This window comes from Paraburkholderia sp. 22098 (assembly GCF_052045935.1).
GTDB lineage: Bacteria > Pseudomonadota > Gammaproteobacteria > Burkholderiales > Burkholderiaceae > Paraburkholderia > Paraburkholderia caledonica.
In genome coordinates this window covers 268721-285324 of sequence record NZ_JBQEPV010000001.1, presented here as the reverse complement: position 1 = coordinate 285324, position 16604 = coordinate 268721, and the positions used below count along the sequence as shown (strand labels likewise).

18 protein-coding genes are annotated in these 16604 nt (G+C 63.0%); 5 read left to right on the top strand and 13 right to left on the bottom strand.

The features are described from left to right. Window positions 1-68: 68 nt before the first annotated feature. Window positions 69-1028 (bottom strand): NAD(P)H-dependent flavin oxidoreductase, encoded by a 960-nt coding sequence (locus ACTJLB_RS01355; protein WP_288827027.1) that lies wholly within the window; start codon window positions 1026-1028, stop codon window positions 69-71. Window positions 1029-1316: 288 nt separating this feature from the next. Here ACTJLB_RS01355 and ACTJLB_RS01350 point away from each other — a divergent pair, with 288 nt between their 5' ends. Then, window positions 1317-2207 (top strand): alpha/beta fold hydrolase, encoded by an 891-nt coding sequence (locus tag ACTJLB_RS01350; RefSeq protein ID WP_440782229.1) that lies wholly within the window; start codon window positions 1317-1319, stop codon window positions 2205-2207. Between the two features lie 10 nt (window positions 2208-2217). Here ACTJLB_RS01350 and ACTJLB_RS01345 read toward each other — a convergent pair whose 3' ends face one another. After that, window positions 2218-2688 carry an Lrp/AsnC family transcriptional regulator gene (locus tag ACTJLB_RS01345; RefSeq protein WP_440782228.1) on the bottom strand — a complete coding sequence of 157 codons (471 nt, stop codon included), beginning with the start codon at window positions 2686-2688 and terminating at the stop codon, window positions 2218-2220. Window positions 2689-2801: 113 nt separating this feature from the next. Here ACTJLB_RS01345 and ACTJLB_RS01340 point away from each other — a divergent pair, with 113 nt between their 5' ends. Next, on the top strand, window positions 2802-3701 hold the full coding sequence (locus ACTJLB_RS01340) for a DMT family transporter (protein ID WP_440782227.1): 900 nt from the start codon (window positions 2802-2804) through the stop codon (window positions 3699-3701). A gap of 374 nt (window positions 3702-4075) precedes the next feature. Here ACTJLB_RS01340 and ACTJLB_RS01335 read toward each other — a convergent pair whose 3' ends face one another. The 6 genes from ACTJLB_RS01335 to ACTJLB_RS01310 form a co-directional block, all read right to left on the bottom strand. After that, entirely contained in the window at window positions 4076-5005 is a 930-nt protein-coding gene (locus tag ACTJLB_RS01335) for an MBL fold metallo-hydrolase (RefSeq protein WP_440782499.1), read from the bottom strand. A gap of 5 nt (window positions 5006-5010) precedes the next feature. Continuing rightward, window positions 5011-5496 carry a MaoC family dehydratase gene (locus ACTJLB_RS01330; protein WP_020067142.1) on the bottom strand — a complete coding sequence of 162 codons (486 nt, stop codon included), beginning with the start codon at window positions 5494-5496 and terminating at the stop codon, window positions 5011-5013. After that, complete coding sequence (locus ACTJLB_RS01325) at window positions 5493-5720, bottom strand: DUF1289 domain-containing protein (protein ID WP_440782226.1); 228 nt, start codon at window positions 5718-5720, stop codon at window positions 5493-5495. Before ACTJLB_RS01325 ends, ACTJLB_RS01330 begins: the two co-directional genes overlap by 4 nt. A 4-nt stretch (window positions 5721-5724) precedes the next feature. Continuing rightward, window positions 5725-6246 carry a YbaK/EbsC family protein gene (locus tag ACTJLB_RS01320; protein WP_310065895.1) on the bottom strand — a complete coding sequence of 174 codons (522 nt, stop codon included), beginning with the start codon at window positions 6244-6246 and terminating at the stop codon, window positions 5725-5727. Window positions 6247-6307: 61 nt separating this feature from the next. Beyond that, a complete protein-coding gene (locus ACTJLB_RS01315) occupies window positions 6308-7234 on the bottom strand; it encodes a hydroxymethylglutaryl-CoA lyase (RefSeq protein WP_440782225.1) in 927 nt (308 codons plus the stop codon). Between the two features lie 76 nt (window positions 7235-7310). Then, on the bottom strand, window positions 7311-8252 hold the full coding sequence (locus ACTJLB_RS01310; protein ID WP_440782224.1) for a 2-hydroxyacid dehydrogenase: 942 nt from the start codon (window positions 8250-8252) through the stop codon (window positions 7311-7313). Between the two features lie 309 nt (window positions 8253-8561). Here ACTJLB_RS01310 and ACTJLB_RS01305 point away from each other — a divergent pair, with 309 nt between their 5' ends. Both ACTJLB_RS01305 and ACTJLB_RS01300 read left to right on the top strand, forming a co-directional pair. Then, a complete protein-coding gene (locus ACTJLB_RS01305; RefSeq protein ID WP_408188587.1) occupies window positions 8562-9164 on the top strand; it encodes an RBBP9/YdeN family alpha/beta hydrolase in 603 nt (200 codons plus the stop codon). 190 nt (window positions 9165-9354) lie between these two features. Next, entirely contained in the window at window positions 9355-10380 is a 1026-nt protein-coding gene (locus tag ACTJLB_RS01300; RefSeq protein WP_440782223.1) for a sulfate ABC transporter substrate-binding protein, read from the top strand. Between the two features lie 86 nt (window positions 10381-10466). Here ACTJLB_RS01300 and bioB read toward each other — a convergent pair whose 3' ends face one another. The 5 genes from bioB to ACTJLB_RS01275 all read right to left on the bottom strand — a co-directional run bounded on the left by bioB (window position 10467) and on the right by ACTJLB_RS01275 (window position 15800). After that, window positions 10467-11570, bottom strand: coding sequence for a biotin synthase BioB (gene bioB, locus ACTJLB_RS01295; RefSeq protein ID WP_440782222.1), 1104 nt, complete (start codon window positions 11568-11570; stop codon window positions 10467-10469). A 35-nt stretch (window positions 11571-11605) separates the two neighbouring features. Then, on the bottom strand, window positions 11606-12334 hold the full coding sequence (gene bioD, locus ACTJLB_RS01290; protein WP_440782221.1) for a dethiobiotin synthase: 729 nt from the start codon (window positions 12332-12334) through the stop codon (window positions 11606-11608). Then, window positions 12331-13515, bottom strand: coding sequence for an 8-amino-7-oxononanoate synthase (gene bioF / locus ACTJLB_RS01285; protein ID WP_440782220.1), 1185 nt, complete (start codon window positions 13513-13515; stop codon window positions 12331-12333). Before bioF ends, bioD begins: the two co-directional genes overlap by 4 nt. Further along, a complete protein-coding gene (gene bioA, locus ACTJLB_RS01280) occupies window positions 13515-14876 on the bottom strand; it encodes an adenosylmethionine--8-amino-7-oxononanoate transaminase (RefSeq protein ID WP_440782219.1) in 1362 nt (453 codons plus the stop codon). The genes bioF and bioA overlap by 1 nt, the downstream gene beginning before the upstream one ends. A gap of 558 nt (window positions 14877-15434) precedes the next feature. Then, window positions 15435-15800: a hypothetical protein gene (locus tag ACTJLB_RS01275; RefSeq protein WP_204522707.1), complete on the bottom strand. Its 366-nt coding sequence runs from the start codon at window positions 15798-15800 to the stop codon at window positions 15435-15437. Window positions 15801-16126: 326 nt separating this feature from the next. On the opposite strand from ACTJLB_RS01275, the gene ACTJLB_RS01270 reads away from it, so the two are divergent. Next, entirely contained in the window at window positions 16127-16261 is a 135-nt protein-coding gene (locus ACTJLB_RS01270; RefSeq protein ID WP_310065887.1) for a hypothetical protein, read from the top strand. The last annotated feature ends 343 nt before the right edge of the window (window positions 16262-16604 follow it).

Sequence of the window (16604 nt, the reverse complement as noted above, 5' to 3'; positions counted from 1 at the left end):
GCGGGCTGCCGCGGCGTCAGCGAGCGCCTGCAAGCAACCCCCGCAACCGCCCGCAACCCTTGGCGAAGTCAGCGCCGGATACCGAGTCGCGCCTTGGCGTCGTCGTATTCCTTCGACAGACGCTCGACCAGTTCGCTTACGCTCGGCACGTCGTCCATCAGGCCGACGCCCTGGCCCGCGCCCCAGATGTCTTTCCACGCCTTCGCCTTGTCGTTCGCGAAGTTCATCTTGGTTTTGTCCGATTCGGGCAGCGCGTCCGGATCGAGCCCGGCGTTGACGATGCTCTCGCGAATGTAATTGCCGTGCACACCGGTGAACAGGTTCGTGTAGATGATGTCCGACGCGGTGGAGTTGACGATTGCCTGCTTGTAGCTGTCCACCGCGTGCGCCTCTCTCGTCGCGATGAAGCGCGTTCCCATGTACGCAAGGTCGGCGCCCATGGCTTGCGCGGCGAGAATGGAGCCGCCGTTCGCAATCGATCCCGACAGCACGATCGGGCCGTCGAAAATGCGCCGCACTTCGCCGACCAGCGCAAACGGCGAAGTAGTGCCCGCATGGCCGCCCGCGCCCGACGCAACCAGAATCAGACCGTCCACTCCCGCTTCCAGCGCCTTCTGCGCGTGCCGCAGATTGATCACGTCATGCAACACGATTCCGCCGTAGCTGTGCACCGCATCGACAATCTCGCGCGCCGGCGCGCGCAGGCTCGTAATGAAGATGGGCACCTTGTGCTCGACGCAGACCCGCACGTCATGTTCGAGCCGCGTATTCGACTGATGGACGATCTGGTTGACGGCAATCGGTCCGATCACCGAGTCGGGATTCGCCGCCTTATGTTCGGCGAGTTGCGCCTGCAATTGCGTGAGCCATTCGTCGAGCAGTTCGGCAGGGCGCGCATTCAGCGCGGGGAACGAACCGACGATACCGGCCTTGCACTGCGCCAGCACGAGCTCCGGATAGCTGACGATGAACATCGGCGAGGCGACGACAGGCAACGCCAGATTTTGTAGAACGGCGGGCAATGCCATAGTGCGGGTCTCCTGATTGACTACCGGTGCGCAAAGCGCCCGGCTGTTGATGAGTGTAGCGGCATGCGGCTTGCACCGTGGCGAAGCTGACAGCCCGCGCACAGGCCACTTGAACGTTTAAGAACGATCGTTCGATTATAGGGCAAGCGTGTGCTTTGCGTTCGCCGGTTCGTTTAGAACGGTTCGAATGAGTGTTCGGGTTCTATGCTTTGCGTGGGGTGTCCCACGCGGTCCGGACACATTGAGCTTTTACAATGCACTGACTTCAAACGACGAGAGACGCCGGCCATGGCCTTCGAGAATTTCACGCCTTTTCGCGTCGCCGCGGGCGATGCAGATATCTTCGGAGTAAAGGGCGGAGCCGGGCCGCCGCTTCTACTGCTGCACGGCCATCCGCAATCGCATCTGATCTGGGCGCGCTGCGCGGATCAGCTGGCTCAGCACTTCACGGTCATTGCCACCGATCTTCGCGGCTATGGCGCATCGGCAAAACCGCAGAGCGACGCCACGCATGCGCCGTATTCGAAACGCACCATGGCCGCCGATCAGGTCGCAGTGATGCGGCACTTCGGGTTCGAGCGCTTTCTCGTCTGCGCGCATGACCGCGGTGCGCGCGTCGCGCATCGCATGGCGCTCGACCATGCGGACGCCGTCGAACGTCTGATGCTGCTCGACATCGCACCGACACTGGCCATGTACGAAGCGACCGACCGCACCTTCGCCACGCATTATTTCCACTGGTTCTTCCTGATTCAGCCGGAGCCGCTGCCCGAAACGCTGATCGGCGCGAACCCGGCCGCTTATGTCGATGCGGTCATGGGAAGCCGTCACGCAGGTCTCGCGCCGTTCGACCCGGCCTCGCTCGACGCCTACCGCTCGGCGCTCGCGCAACCCGGTGCGGTGCATGCAATGTGCGAGGACTACCGCGCGTCGGCGAGTATCGACCTTGAGCACGACCGCGCGGACATCGAGCGCGGACAGAAGATCGCCTGCCCGTTGCGCGTGTTGTGGGGCGACAAGGGCGTGATCGAAAAGTGCTTCGACGCGCTGGACGAATGGCGTCACGTGGCGCGCGACGTGAGCGGCCGTTCGCTGTCTTGCGGCCACTACATACCCGAAGAGGCGCCTGACGAACTGGTCGCCGAAATGCTGTCCTTCTTCGAAGCGCTCGAAAAGTAGCGTTGCCCGCCTAACCGAGCGGCGGCAGGCGCCGCGCGATGGGCGTCGATTTGACGATCGCGCTGCTGGTCTCCGCCCGCTCGGCGACCTTCGACAGAATCTCGTCGAGGTGCTCAATCGAATGCAGATAGAGGCGGCAGATGAAGCAATCGTCGCCCGTCACTTTGTCGCATTCGACGAACTCCGGAATTCGCCGGATCACTTCTTCCACCAGATGCAACTGGCCGGGTAAAGGCTTCACGCGCACGATGGCTTGCAGCGTGAAGCCCAACGTGCGCGGATCGAGCTGGACGGTGAAGCGTTCGATCACGCCTTGCGCTTCCAGCCGTCGGATGCGCTCGGCCGTACTCGGCGCCGATAGCCCGACGAGGCGAGCAAGTTCGCTGACTGGACGGCGCGCGTCTTCGGCGAGCGCGGCGAGGAGCGCGCGGTCGGTTTCGTCGAGCGCTGCAGGCGCGGGCTGTGCAAGGCGTTTTGACATGACGGCCTTCGATTATTAGGTTTGATCGCGATATTGCTTAAGTTTAGCCATGTATTCGGGACAGCGGATTATCTACACTGCTCGTCAGGCAGAATTGAATCGAGGATCGGATCATGGCTTCAAACGAAATCCGGCGCGGCGCGGCGGAGATGAGCATTGCAATGCTGATGTCGGGCACGATCGGCTGGCTGGTAGTGTCGTCGCAGCAGAGTCCGTTCAACGTCGTGTTTTTCCGCTGTATTTTCGGCGGCGCAACGCTCGCGCTGGTGTGCGCCGTGCTCGGTTTCTTCAGGCGCAAGCTGTTCTCGTGGAAGATGCTCGGGCTCGCGTTGCTCGGCGGCGCGGCGATCGTCGCGAACTGGGTGCTGCTGTTCGCCGCCTATTCGCGCGCATCGATTTCGATGGCGACGGCCGTCTACAACACGCAGCCGTTCATGCTGGTGGCGCTCGGCGCGCTGGTGTTTCGCGAGCGCATCAGCGCGTCCACGGTCGTGTGGCTGCTGATCGCATTTATCGGGCTCGTGTTTGTCGTCAAGGTCGAACCGGCCGTACTGGCGGTGCCGGGGCAATATCTGGTGGGTATCGCCTTTGCGGTGGGCGCGGCAGCAATGTATGCGGTTTCCTCGATTATCACGAAGCGCCTGAAGGGCACGCCGCCGCATCTGATCGCGCTGATCCAGGTCTTGCTCGGCGTGGTCATGCTGGCGCCGTTCGTGCGTTTCGACGCGCTGCCCGCCACTGGCGCGCAATGGGTCGAACTGATCGTGCTGGGCGTCGTGAACACCGGCCTCATGTATGTGTTGCTGTACGGTGCCATCCAGAAGCTGCCAACCTCCATGACCGGTGCGCTGTCATTCATTTATCCGGTGGTGGCGATCATCGTCGATCGCGTTGCGTTTGGTCAGGCATTAGCCTGGATTCAGGTGCTGGGCGCGGTGCTGATCCTCGTTGCGGCTGCGGGCGTCAATCTTGGCTGGCGCATCGTGCCGCAAAGGCGCGTGCCGTCCGTCTGAGCGCCGCGCGTCCGGCCAACGCGGCAAGCCGCAATGCTATGGATTGCAAACCATATGCGTGGACGTTTGGTCATATCAGCGGACCAATCTCGCCAGGCTCGGCGCGGCTGCCGTTGCTTTCAGACCGCATGCGGGTCAACGGCCGGCGTCAAGCGTCTGTAGGGAAATCACCGATGCGGTCAAAAATCGCGCGCGCGTATCATTCGACCAGACGCTGATCACGTCCGACAGAATTTCCGCCGCTCGCCTTTATTGGTCGAGCGGCTTTCTTTTTGTGGCGGCGGTTTTTGACGCGCCAAAGCTGGCGCGCTTGCCAACGCGCATGCTCCGGCTACCAGTGGCCGGACTTCGACCACTTCAAGCAACGTAGGCGCTTACGCCCGTTGCGCCGAGCGCGCGACGATCTGCTCGCCATCCACCATCAGCGGTCCGTTTCCGGCAGCCAGTTCATCGACGATCGTTTTGACGAGTGCGGGCCATTCACCACGCGGCTTCAGCATTGAGGCGGCCGCATGCATGACCGCCGCGTCGTCGAGCATTTGCAGCAGCGTCGCAAAACTCATCGAGCGGACGTCGAGCAGCTTGAAGACAATCAGCACCTTGAGCGCATTCTTCGCATTGCGTGCCGGGTCGGCGCGCAACCACGCCACGCGGGAGAAAGCCCGGTCCAGCGCCTGTCCCACGTTCGTGAACGGTGCGCCATGGCCGGGAATCACAAGGCGCACGTCGAGTGCTGCAATGGTTTCGAGCACCGCCTGCTCCTCCGCGAAGCCGCTTTCGCCTTCGAGTTCCGGAAAGATGACGCCGAAGCCGTTTTCCCACAGCGCGTCGGCACTGATCAGGACGCGTTCGTCAGCGCAGTACAGCATCAGCGAATGAGGATCGTGGCCGGGCGCGCCGAGCACCTGCCAGTCGAGTGCGCCCAGGCGCAGCGTTGCGCCCGGTGCGATGGTGCCTGTGAAACCGAAGCGCTCGCAGGTCTGCGCGGTCGCACGGAAGCTCAGACGCGTCTCGTCCCAGTTGCTCACGGCGCCGGCTTCGGAAGCGGGGATGAGCGTGCGGCACGGCCACGAAGACTGCAGCAGCGCATTGCCGCCGCAATGGTCGGAATGCAGATGTGTATTGACGATCAGATCGAGCGGCCGCTCGCCGAGCGCCTGCTGGACGAGGGCCAACGTTTGCTGCGCATGCGTCGCGTAACCGGTGTCCACGATAGCGGCGCAGTCGTCGTCGACGAGCAGCACGTTGTTCGACGAAAGCCAGCCGCGCTCGAAGACGCGGATCGATGCAGGCAATGCGGGCAATGCGTTCATAGCGTGCCCGTGCCCGAGTCGGCTGCTACGCCTGCGTTCACGGATGCCTCGGCTTTCGGCATCACGAGAATGGTCGACGTGCCGACCACTGCGACTTCACCGCGCTGGTTCCTGACCGAGCCCTCGAGGTGCGTCAGGTCTCCGTTCAGGCTCGGCTTCCAGTAAGCGTCGCGCACGCGCCAGGTCATGGTGAGCGTGTCGCCTGCGTGCGCGGCCTTCTTCAGCTTGATATCGAAGTCGAGTCCGAGTGGCTGCGCGTAGGTCGAAAAATGCGTCGCGAGCAGCGCCATGAAGTGAGCGGTGGGCTGTGTGCCCGACGCGATGAGACCGCCGAAGCGGCTTTGCGCCGCATAGGCTTCGTCGTGATGCAGCGGGTTCATGTCGTTGACGAGCGTTGCGAACGACTTCACCGAATCCACGGACAAGGTGAGCGTCGAGCTGAACGTCTCGCCGATGGTGACAATGCGCGGCGGCGCGTTCATGGCTGCACCTTTGCCTGGCCTGCGATCAACCGGGCGCGGCGGGCCTCCAGTTCGTTCCACACGGCGCGCTTCTCGTGATCGTCGTAGATCGACCAGCCGGCGATTTCGTCGATGGTGCGCAGGCAACCTTCGCACCATCCGGTCGACGCATTCATCCGGCACACGTTGATGCACGGCGACGGCACGCCGCCAGCATCGGTTGCTTTGTTGATTACCACTGTCATCGCGTCAGGCCGTTTCGCGCAGCGCCACGTCGACTACCGGCGCGCCCGTCAATGCAATCAGCTCCTGGGCGCTCAGATTGAACACCGCATGCGGGTGTCCGGCGGCCGCCCACAGGCTGTCCAGCGCGAGCAGGTCTTCATCGATCAGCGTGACCGGCTCGACCGCATGACCGACCGGACACACGCCGCCAATTGCATAGCCGGTCTTTTCGCGGACGAACTTCGCGTCGGCGCGGCCGATGTCGCCGACCTGCGCCGCCACCTTCTTTTCATCGACGCGATTCGCGCCGCTTGCGACCACCAGCACCGGCGCATCGTCTTCGCGACGGCGAAACAGGATCGACTTTGCGATCTGCGCGACTGAACAGCCAAGGCCGGCGGCGGCTTCGGCTGAAGTCTTGCCAGTCTCCGGCAGCATGACGATCCGGCCACTGTGTCCGCGCTCGCGCAGCAGTAGTGCAACGCGGCGTGCAGAGTCCGGTAATGCGGTGAGATCGTCCGGGTCGAGAGAAGCGTGGTCCGTCATCGTGTCAGGTCCTGATAGTCTGGTGTCCGGCAATGTCTTGAGGAAGATGTTCGACGCAGGCTCAAACGCAGTTGGCCGCTTCGCTGCGCGCCTTCGCAAGCAGCGCCTTGCCCGCGCGCGAAACGTTCGGCCGACCGATCGACGTGGAAATGAAATCGCCGATTGCCACGACTTGAGCAAGGTCGATGCCGGTCTCGATACCGAGGCCGTTCATCAAATACAGCACGTCTTCGGTCGCGACGTTGCCGGTTGCGCCCTTCGCATACGGACAGCCGCCGAGCCCCGCCACCGACGCGTGATAGATCTCGATGCCTTCCTGCAGCGCCGCGTAGATGTTGGCCAGCGCCTGGCCATACGTGTCGTGAAAGTGCCCGGACAGACGCTCGCGCGGAAACACCTGCGTCACCGCTTCGAAGACTTCGCGCGTGCGCTTCGGCGTGCCCACGCCAATCGTATCGGCGACGTCGATTTCGTCGCAGCCGAGCGCTGCAAAGCGCTGCACCACGTCGACCACCGACGCGACCGGCACCTCGCCTTGATACGGACAACCGAGCGCACACGACACGCTGCCGCGAATGCGCAGGCCGTGCTCCTTGGCTGCCTGCGCGACCGGCGCGAATCGTTCGATACTTTCCGCGATGCTGCAGTTGATGTTCTTCTGCGAGAACGCTTCGCTCGCGGCGCCGAAGATCACGATCTCGTCCGCGCGCGCGGCAAGCGCGCCTTCGAAGCCGCGCAGATTAGGCGTGAGCACCGAATAGATGGTGCCGGGGCGGCGCTCGATGCCGGACATGACTTCCGCGCCGTCGGCCATCTGCGGCACCCATTTGGGCGACACGAACGACGCCGCTTCGACGTTGCGAAAACCCGCTGCGGAGAGCCGGTTGATCAGTTCGATCTTCGTGGCGGTCGGCACGAACTCCTTCTCGTTCTGCAGGCCGTCGCGCGGGCCCACTTCGACGATCTTCACTTGCTTCGGTACGGCCATGATTGTCTCCTCATACACAGTAGTCGATTGGAGTTGGCGGTTTGGCACCTGCTCCTGCTCATGCAATTCGACGATTTCAATATCCGCGTTCGATGTCCACCACGCCCCCGACCGCTTCCCCACGCTCCAGCGCCAGCATTTTTTCCGCGATCTGCGCGACGCTTTCTTCGCGCAACGTTAGCGCGGAGATGTGCGGCGTAATGGTGATGCGCGGCTCCTGCCAGAACGGGTGATCGGCGGGCAACGGTTCCTCGCGGAACACGTCGAGCGTGGCCGCGGCCAATTGACCGCTTGCCAGCGCGTCGAGCAGATCTGCTTCCACGAGATGCGCACCGCGTGCAACGTTGATCAGATACGCGCCACGTTCAAGCCGCGAAAACGTGCGCGCGCCGAGCATGTCGGCGGTATCCGGCGTATGCGGCAGCAGATTCACGAGCACCTTCACGCCGTCGAGAAACGCGTCGAATTGCGCAGCGCCAGCAAACGTAGTGATGCCTTCGACCTGCCGCACGCTACGGCTATAACCGCGCACCGGCATGCCGAACGCGGCGACAGCTTGTGCGACATGTGCGCCGAGCACGCCGAGACCGAGCACACCCACCGTGAACGTCTCGCGCGGATGCGGATCGAGTACTTGCCAGCGACCCTCGCGTTGCAGCGTCTGATATTCGTCGAAACGCCGCAGATAGCGCAGCACCGCGTGCGTTACGTATTCGGCCATTTGCGGCGCCATGCCGCTGTCTTCGAGACGGATCAACTGCGCGTTAGCGGGCAACGTGCCGGGCTGCTCGCGTTCGAGCGCGAGGATCGCGTCGACGCCCGCACCCAGATTGAAGATCGCCCGCAGATCGGTGCGGCCGGCCAGCATGTCGCGAGGCGGGCGCCATACGACGGCAAAATCGGCGGGCGCGGTGTCGCCGGGCTGCCATTCGCGCAAATCGGCCTCCGGCAGCGCACGGGCGAAGTCGTGCAGCCAGGCGGCGGCTTCGGCGTTCGGCATGTAAAAGAGGATTTTCATGCGGCCTCGCCGCTGGATGCGCGATCGCGCCGTTTCGCGCGAGACGCGCGGCAGCATGGCTGCGAGGCTTCCGGCGGCTGCGGCACGGCGCACGACGCTGGCAACATGAGGGCTCCTCCTTTTATGGATAGGCTTCATTCTACTTTTTCGCCGGCAATCCCGCGCGGTTGCGCACGACCGTGCGCGTCGCAGACCCGTGTGCCGCCCGTTGCTGTGATCCACTCCATAAACAAAGCACAAAAACTTGGTTCGTCCACGCGTCGCACGGCGGGACAATGGCCTCCCGGTTTCCCGTAGCGAGGGACAGACATGCTTTCATGCACGACAGCGCCGTGGCCGCCGCGGCTCGTGACCGTTCCCGGCCTGCACGGCAGCGAGGGCGCACATTGGCAAACCTGGCTTGAGCGTCAGTTCGCGCGGTCGTTGCGCGTCGAGCAGGCCGACTGGGATGCACCGGACGTCGCAGGTTGGGCGAACTCGCTGCGCGAACTGCTCGCGCGTGAACGGGGGCCGTTCGTGCTCGCCGCGCATAGCTTCGGCTGCCTCGCGACTGCGCACGCGTTGCAGCAGGCGTCGTATGCCAACGAGGTAGTCGGCGTGCTGTTCGTTGCTCCCGCGAGCCCGCAGAAATTCGCTTCCGCCGGACCGTTCGAGGCCAGGCGTGTCGGCGTTCCGTCCATTCTGATCGGCAGTGAAACCGATCCGTGGATGCCGCTCGCCGGCGCTCGCGAACTCGCGCAGCGCTTCGGCAGTGCGTTCGTCAATCTCGGCGACGCAGGGCACATCAACACCGCAGCCGGGTTCGGTCCGTGGCCGAGGGCGAAGTATTTCGTCGACACATTGGTGCATTGCGCGGCGCCGCTGCGCTTTCGCGACGAAGCGTTCGAGGTTGGGCAGCAGGCGCTGGTTTGACGCGCTGGTTCTGGCCCGTTTGTTCGGCAGACCTGTTCGGCTTCTCATCGTGCGCCGCTCGATGCCCGGCATGCGACGACCATCGCGCGCCCCGACTTCGGCCTCGGCGCGCACAGGCGATCCGCTAGAATCCCGCTTCACGCTGCGCAATTGCGCGGCCACAGGTTTTATCATCGATAGCGGGGACAACATGGCATACAGGACGGGGACAACGCGCTGGCTGGCGGCCGGTTTTACGGCAGCCGCGCTTGCGCTCGGTAGCGTGTCGGCAGCGCACGCGGAGACGTCGTTGATGAACGTGTCGTACGACGTGACGCGCGAGTTGTACAAGGACATCAATGCCGGCTTCATCGCCGCGTACAAACAGAAGAGCGGCGAGAGCGTATCGATTCGCCAGTCGCATGGCGCGTCGAGCGCGCAGGCGTTGTCGGTATTGCAAGGTTTGCAGGCGGACGTCGTGACGATGAACCAGCCGAACGACATCGACCTGCTCGCGGAAAAGGGCCAACTGGTCCCCGCCAACTGGCGTACGCGTCTGCCGGACGACAGCGCACCGTACACGACCACGATGGTGTTCCTCGTGCGCAAGGGCAATCCGAAGCGCATCAAGGACTGGGATGATCTGGCGAAGCCCGGCGTGCAAGTGGTGATCGCGAATCCGAAAACTTCGGGCAACGGGCGTTATACGTATCTGGCCGCATGGGGATACCGCAAGCAGCATGGCGGCAGCGACGCACAGGCGCTCGACTTCGAAAAAGCGATCTTCAAGAATGTGCCGGTGCTCGACACGGGCGGCCGCGGCGCAACGACGACGTTCACGCAGCGCGGCATCGGCGATGTGCTGGTGACATTCGAAAACGAAGTCGCGCTGATCAATACCGGCGTGGGCGCGGGCAATTTCGAAGCGGTCTATCCGTCGGTGAGCCTGCTTGCGGCGCCGCCGGTATCGATCGTCGACAAAGTGGTCGACAAGCGCGGCACGCGCAAGGAGGCGCAGGCTTACCTGGACTATCTATGGTCGCCGGCCGCGCAGGAGATCATCGCCCAACATCATCTGCGTCCGCGTGACAAGAACGTGCTCGCGAAGCACGCCGCCGAATTCAAGCCGATCAAGACATTCACCGTCGAAGAAATGTTCGGCAGCTGGCAGAAAGCGCAGCAAACGCATTTCTCGGACGGCGGAACGTTCGATCAGATCATCGTCGACAAGAAGTAACTTTTCGGACTGAAGATAAAAAAGGCCGCTTCATATTGAAGCGGCCTTTTTCATTGCGCGGCATTTATAGCGCGCGGTCAGTGTACTTAGTTCGTCGCGGCCTGTGCCGGTTGCTCGTGTTCGCAACCATGCTCGCAGCCGCTTTTATCGAGCGGCATGTGCTGCGCGGCTTCGGCGCGAATGCCGAGGCGTTCGAGTAGCTTGCGGTCTGCTTCCGCTTGCGGATTGCTCGTGGTGAGCAACTGATCGCCGTAGAAAATCGAATTCGCGCCTGCGAGGAAGCACATTGCCTGCAACGCTTCGTCCATCTGCTCGCGACCGGCCGACAGGCGCACCATAGCGCGCGGCATGGTGATGCGCGCAATCGCAATCGTCCGAACGAATTCGAACGGATCGATCGATTCAGTGCCTGTCAGCGGCGTGCCTTCCACTTGCACCAGATTGTTGATGGGCACCGACTCGGGGTACGGGTCCATGTTCGCCAGTTGCGCGATCAGGCCCGCACGTTCGCGGCGCGACTCGCCCAGTCCGACGATGCCGCCGCAGCACACGTTGATGCCGGCGTCGCGCACGCGTTCGAGCGTGTCGAGACGGTCCTGATAAGTGCGCGTCGAAATGATCTGGCCGTAGAACTCCGGCGACGTGTCCAGGTTGTGGTTGTAGTAGTCGAGGCCTGCTTCGCGCAGTTGCTGCGCCTGATGCGTTTCGAGCATGCCGAGCGTCACGCAGGTTTCCAGACCCATCGCCTTCACGCCGCGAATCATCTCCTTGATCGGCTCGAGGTGCCGGTCTTTCGGATTGCGCCACGCGGCGCCCATGCAGAAGCGCGTCGCACCGTTTTCCTTGGCGGCCTTCGCGGCGGCGAGCACTTCGTCGACCGGCATCAGCTTGTCCGCTTGCAGGCCCGTATCGTGATGCACGGACTGCGGGCAGTACGCGCAATCTTCTTCGCAGCCACCGGTCTTGATGGAAAGCAGTGTCGACAGTTGCACCGTGTTCGCATCGAAATGTTCGCGATGCGTTTGCTGCGCGCGAAACATCAGGTCGTTGAACGGCAGTTCATACAACGCGACGATATCGGCAACGCGCCAGCGCGCGAGCTGCTTCCCCGCTGCATCGACATTGGCATTTGCATTGGAGTCGCTGGCGGCCGTTTCAGCACGCGCGGGGGCGATGTTCAGTTGCGTCATGTGTTCAATCCTCATGAATGGATGTGTTGGTTGATTCAGCGCTGCGCGTCACGCAGCGTCTGCAATAGCCGGTTGATGTCGAGTTGATCAGCCGCGAGTTCCGGCGCCGTTGGGCGCAGATGCGGCACGATGCCGAGCAACGGCGCGCCGTGTTCACGTGCGAGATGCTCGCGGATAGACGCGATGTTTTCGTCGGGGAAAGTCATGTCCGGGTCGACGCGATTCGCTACCCAGCCAGCAAGCGTAAGCCCGCGCGCGGCGATGGCCTCAGCGGTGAGCAACGCGTGGCTGATGCAGCCGAGGCGCATGCCGACCACCAGCACGACCGGCAGCTTCAGCGCGACGGCGAGATCGGCGGTGTCATGTGTAGCGGTCAACGGCACGCGGAAACCGCCGACACCTTCCACGACCACCACCTCGGCGCGCGTCAACGCCTGCGCATGGCAAGCGACGATATGGTCGATATCGAGGGCGACGTTCTCCAGCGCAGCCGCGATATGGGGCGCCGCGGGTTCCTTCAGCAGATACGGCGTGCGCATCGCGGGCGGCAGCAGCACGGTCGAAGCGGCGTCGAGCTGATCCGCGTCTTCGTTATGCAGTTCGCCGTTCAGTTCGAACGCGCCCGCAGCGATCGGCTTCATCGCGGCGGCTTGCAGACCTTCGCGCGCGAAACCGCGCAACAGTGCGCAAGAGACGAACGTCTTGCCGATTTCAGTATCGGTGCCGGTGACGAATAGCGACAGGGCAGAGTTCGCGGCGGTCATATGGCTTGCGCTCCTGCATCTTGCAAGCCCGCTTCCAGCCGGTCGAGATCCGCCTGCGAATGCGCGGCCGACAACGATATGCGCAAGCGCGATGTGCCGGTGGGCACGGTCGGCGGACGGATTGCGGGAACCCACAGACCGGCGCGGTCGAGCGAGGCCGCAATATTCAGCGTCGCCTCGTTCGCGCCGATCACGAGCGGCTGCACGGCAGTGTGCGAATCGACGGGAATCCACGGCGTGCTTTTGAGCATCGCGCGCGTGCGTTCGATCAATTGCCGCAAATGCGCGCGGCGTTCATCTCCTTCATTGCCGCCGATTATGCGCAGACTCGCCGAAACCGCATGCGCTGCCGCGGGCACGGATGCCGTGGTGAAAATATAAGGACGCGCGCGCTGTACGAGCCATTCGATCACCGTCTCGTGCGCGGCGACGAACGCGCCCGACACGCCCGCCGCCTTGCCGAGTGTGCCGATGGAAATCAGATTCGGCGAACGCAACGCGGCGTCTGCGACGGCGCCGCGGCCTTGCGGACCGAGCACGCCAAAACCATGCGCGTCGTCGACGATCAGCCATGCGCCATGCTGTTCCGCGAGTTCCAGCAGACGCGGCAGCGGTGCGATGTCGCCGTCCATGCTGAACACCGTGTCGGAGACGATCGCTTTCACATCCGCGTCCGACGCGTCGAGCATCGCGCTCAGCGCTTCCATATCGCAGTGCGGATAGATCTGCACGTCTGCCCGCGATAAACGGGCGCCGTCGATCAGCGACGCGTGATTCAGTGCGTCGGAGAAGAGCGTCGTGCCGCGGCCCGCGAGCGCGGTGAGCGTCGCCAGATTCGCCATGTAGCCAGTGCTGAAGTAGAGCGCACGCGGCGTATCCACGAATCCGCCGACGAATTCGGCAAGGTCGTCTTCGAGCTGCGCATGCGCGCGCGAGTGGCCGCCAAGCAGATGCGAACCGCCGCTGCCCGCGCCGTAGCGTTGCGCGCCTTCGGCAATGGCCGCGATTAGTTGCGGATGCGCGGCGAGCCCGAGATAGTCATTGCTCGCAAAGCCGATGATCTCGCGGCCGTCGACCGTCATGTGCGCGGCGCAGGGCGTGTCGGCCGTGCGGCGTCGACGGCGCAGGCCGCGTTCGTCGATTTCCTTCAGCCCCTCTGAGAGTCTGTCGAGAAGATGCATTAGCAGACCTGCGCGAGCGTTGCTTCGAACGTTTCGCGAGTGCGCGAGGCGAGCAGCGCGAGTTCGTTGTCGTCGAGAATGTATGGAGGCATCAGATAAACCGTGGTCGAAATGGGGCGCAGCAGCAGTTCACGTTGCAACGCGTTTTCGAAGAAGCGGCGCGAGAATGTTTTGGCATGCTGAGGGTTTTCGATTACCGCGTCGAAGGCGACGATGGTGCCGCATTGCCGCAGGTTGCGCACCTGTTCATGCTCCGCGAGCGGCGCGAGCGCAGCCATCAGCTTTGCCGACTTTTGCGCGTTGGCTGCGAGCACGTTGTCGGTCGCGAATAGATCGAGCGTGGCGAGCGCGGCGCGGCACGCGAGCGGATTGCCGGTGTACGAATGCGAGTGCAAGAAGCCGCGAGCGGTGTCGTCGTGATAGAAGGCTTCGAAGATTTCGTCGCGCGAGAGCACGATGGAAAGCGGCAGATAGCCACCGCTTATACCTTTGGAGAGGCACAGAAAGTCCGGCCAGATGCCAGCCTGTTCGCACGCGAAGAAGGTGCCCGTGCGTCCGCAGCCAACGGCGATTTCATCAGCTATTAGATGCACGCCATATTGATCGCACAGCGCGCGTAGGCCGGCGATATACGAAGCGTCGTGCATGGCCATGCCGGCTGCGCACTGCACGAGCGGCTCGACGATCAGCGCCGCGATCTTCGTGGCGCGGGCTTCGAAGAGCGCGCGTACATGGTCGAGCGCGCGACGTGCGACATCCGCAGCCGTCTCACCTGGTTTCGCAAGACGCGCGTCGGGTGACGCGACGACGTGCGCGTTGCGGATCAGCGGGTCGTAGGCGTCTTTGAACAGCGCGACGTCGGTCACGCCGAGCGCGCCGATGGTCTCGCCGTGGTAGCTGTTCGCGATGCAGACGAATTCCTGCTTGTCGGCGAAACCGCGATTGCGCCACGAGTGGAAGCTCATCTTGAGCGCAATTTCGACTGCCGATGCGCCGTCCGACGCGAAGAACGCGTGACCCAGCGTGCCGTGTGTGAGCGCACCGAGGCGCTCCGCGAGTTCGATCGCGGGTTCGTGCGTGCAACCGGCGAGCATGGCGTGCTCGAGCGTATCGAGCTGGTCCTTGAGTGCCGCGTTGATGCGCGGGTTTGCGTGGCCGAAGAGATTCACCCACCACGAACTGATCGCATCCAGATAACGATGGCCGGCGCGGTCGTACAGCCACGCGCCTTGACCGCGCGAGACCGGCACGAGCGGAAGGCGCTCGTGGTGCTTCATCTGCGTGCAGGGGTGCCAGACCGCGCGCAGGCTGCGGGCCACCCAGTCTTCGGTCGATATTGACGGTGTTGCTGAATTTTCCAAGAGGTACTCCAGAGAAGCTTTTCTTGCTGCTGCCGTGATTGGTTTTTATAGTTTTTCCGGGCGCGGCGCGTGCGCGTTGGCGACGCTGCGCGCAGCCCTCGGCTAGCGTGCGGGGTCGAGATTAGCGGTTTATTTGGGCCTTTGCACTAGGCCTTTGACCGTGCTTTTCGCTGGCCGCCGCGGGGTTCAGCGGTGTTCGCGACAGGTGATTTGCGTTTGAATCTGAAGCTGGCAAATCGCCGGAGTTGACGACGGCAAAGTAATTGGGGGTAGTGGGCGAGATTCGGAGGAAGGGGGACGAGCGGGGAGATGTGACGGGCTTGCTGGCAGCTACGAGTGATGGCGGACCCGTGGCCTCACTGATTGCCTTCAGCACGTCAGGCGGTTTCGGCCGCGCGGCCTTTCTGGGTTTGTTGCGTAGGGCGTCTTTGTGGTTCGCGAGCGGTGTCTGCTTCACTTCGCGGGCAACTCCCGTATCCCCGTTCTGCTGCGTCGTCGAAGTCATCGCGTGTGCGCACGCCTGTGACAATTCAGGAGGGGATACATGGCCCCACTTTTTTAACGTCGCGACGCCCGGACGCCCAGGCCGATCTCATCAGCCGATGTGCCAACGGGAGTGCGACAGGTTTGTACCTCTGCGCATTCGTTCCTCCTGATGCGACTCTCGTTGATTTCTGATACGCAAATCACCTTGCCGCATGCATCAAACCAGTCGACATGCAGGCGACCAGTCAGCAGGCCGGAATTGTTGATCGCCGCACCGATGACCTGCGCCTCGAAACCGAGGCGGCAATTTTGATGATCAGCGTCTATTACAAACTGCATAAGGGGCCATGCACACGCATGCGCGCGGCACATGATCGCCAGGCAGTTGCCCGGCGGGATCGAGTTTTGGGGGGAGTCTCTGTGGGTTGGATATGCCATGCACTTTTCGGAGTTATCCGATTCCAGCCGCCTCTAGCGGAGACTAAAGATGTTCGGCGAGTTATAGCCGTAGTTGGCTGACCGAGAGCCGGTTGCGTGGCCGGCCGGGTGTATCCGCACAAAGTAAGGATATTCAAATGTTGCATGAGCAGGAACGTAAAAGCACTAAGTACGCTCTCGGCATGATCGGAGCGCGGACCGAGCGCGGCCGATGTGCCACAAGCGGAAGTAAATTGCGCGTCTGCGAGTGTCCCGCCACAGATGTTGGTGACGCTGTGACGTATGGCGACGGCAGCGACGCAGTCATCCTGGACGGCGGAGGCAGCGTGTCTATCTATGCCGGCAACCCCGTTGCGCTTGATAACGGCGACGTGATTGACGATGGTCCGCATCGCGACATGCGCAGTTCCACCGTGTTCGTTCCCGTGAACGAGCACGGCGCCGAACTGACTCGCCAGTGAGGGGGCAATCATGTTGCGTCGTATTGCAGTCGTTGGCGATCAACTCGACACAGGCGGGCATGTCGTGCATTACGAAGGTCGGATGTGTACGTGCGCCGATGGAGGCCATCAGGTCGCACTTATAGGCGGCGCCGCGTACTGCGAACAATGCAAGAGCATAGGCGCAATTGCAAAAACCGGAGGCCCGCGCCGCGTCAACTTTATGGGCGAAACAGCCGCGCACGGCGACGTTGTTCTGTGTAACTGCGCAACGCCGCCCCGAATCATTGCGACGCTCGCAGGCGAGTCATGGTGCGATGACGGTGCGCCCGACGCATCGCCTTTCCCCGCGCGAGTGTCGGAA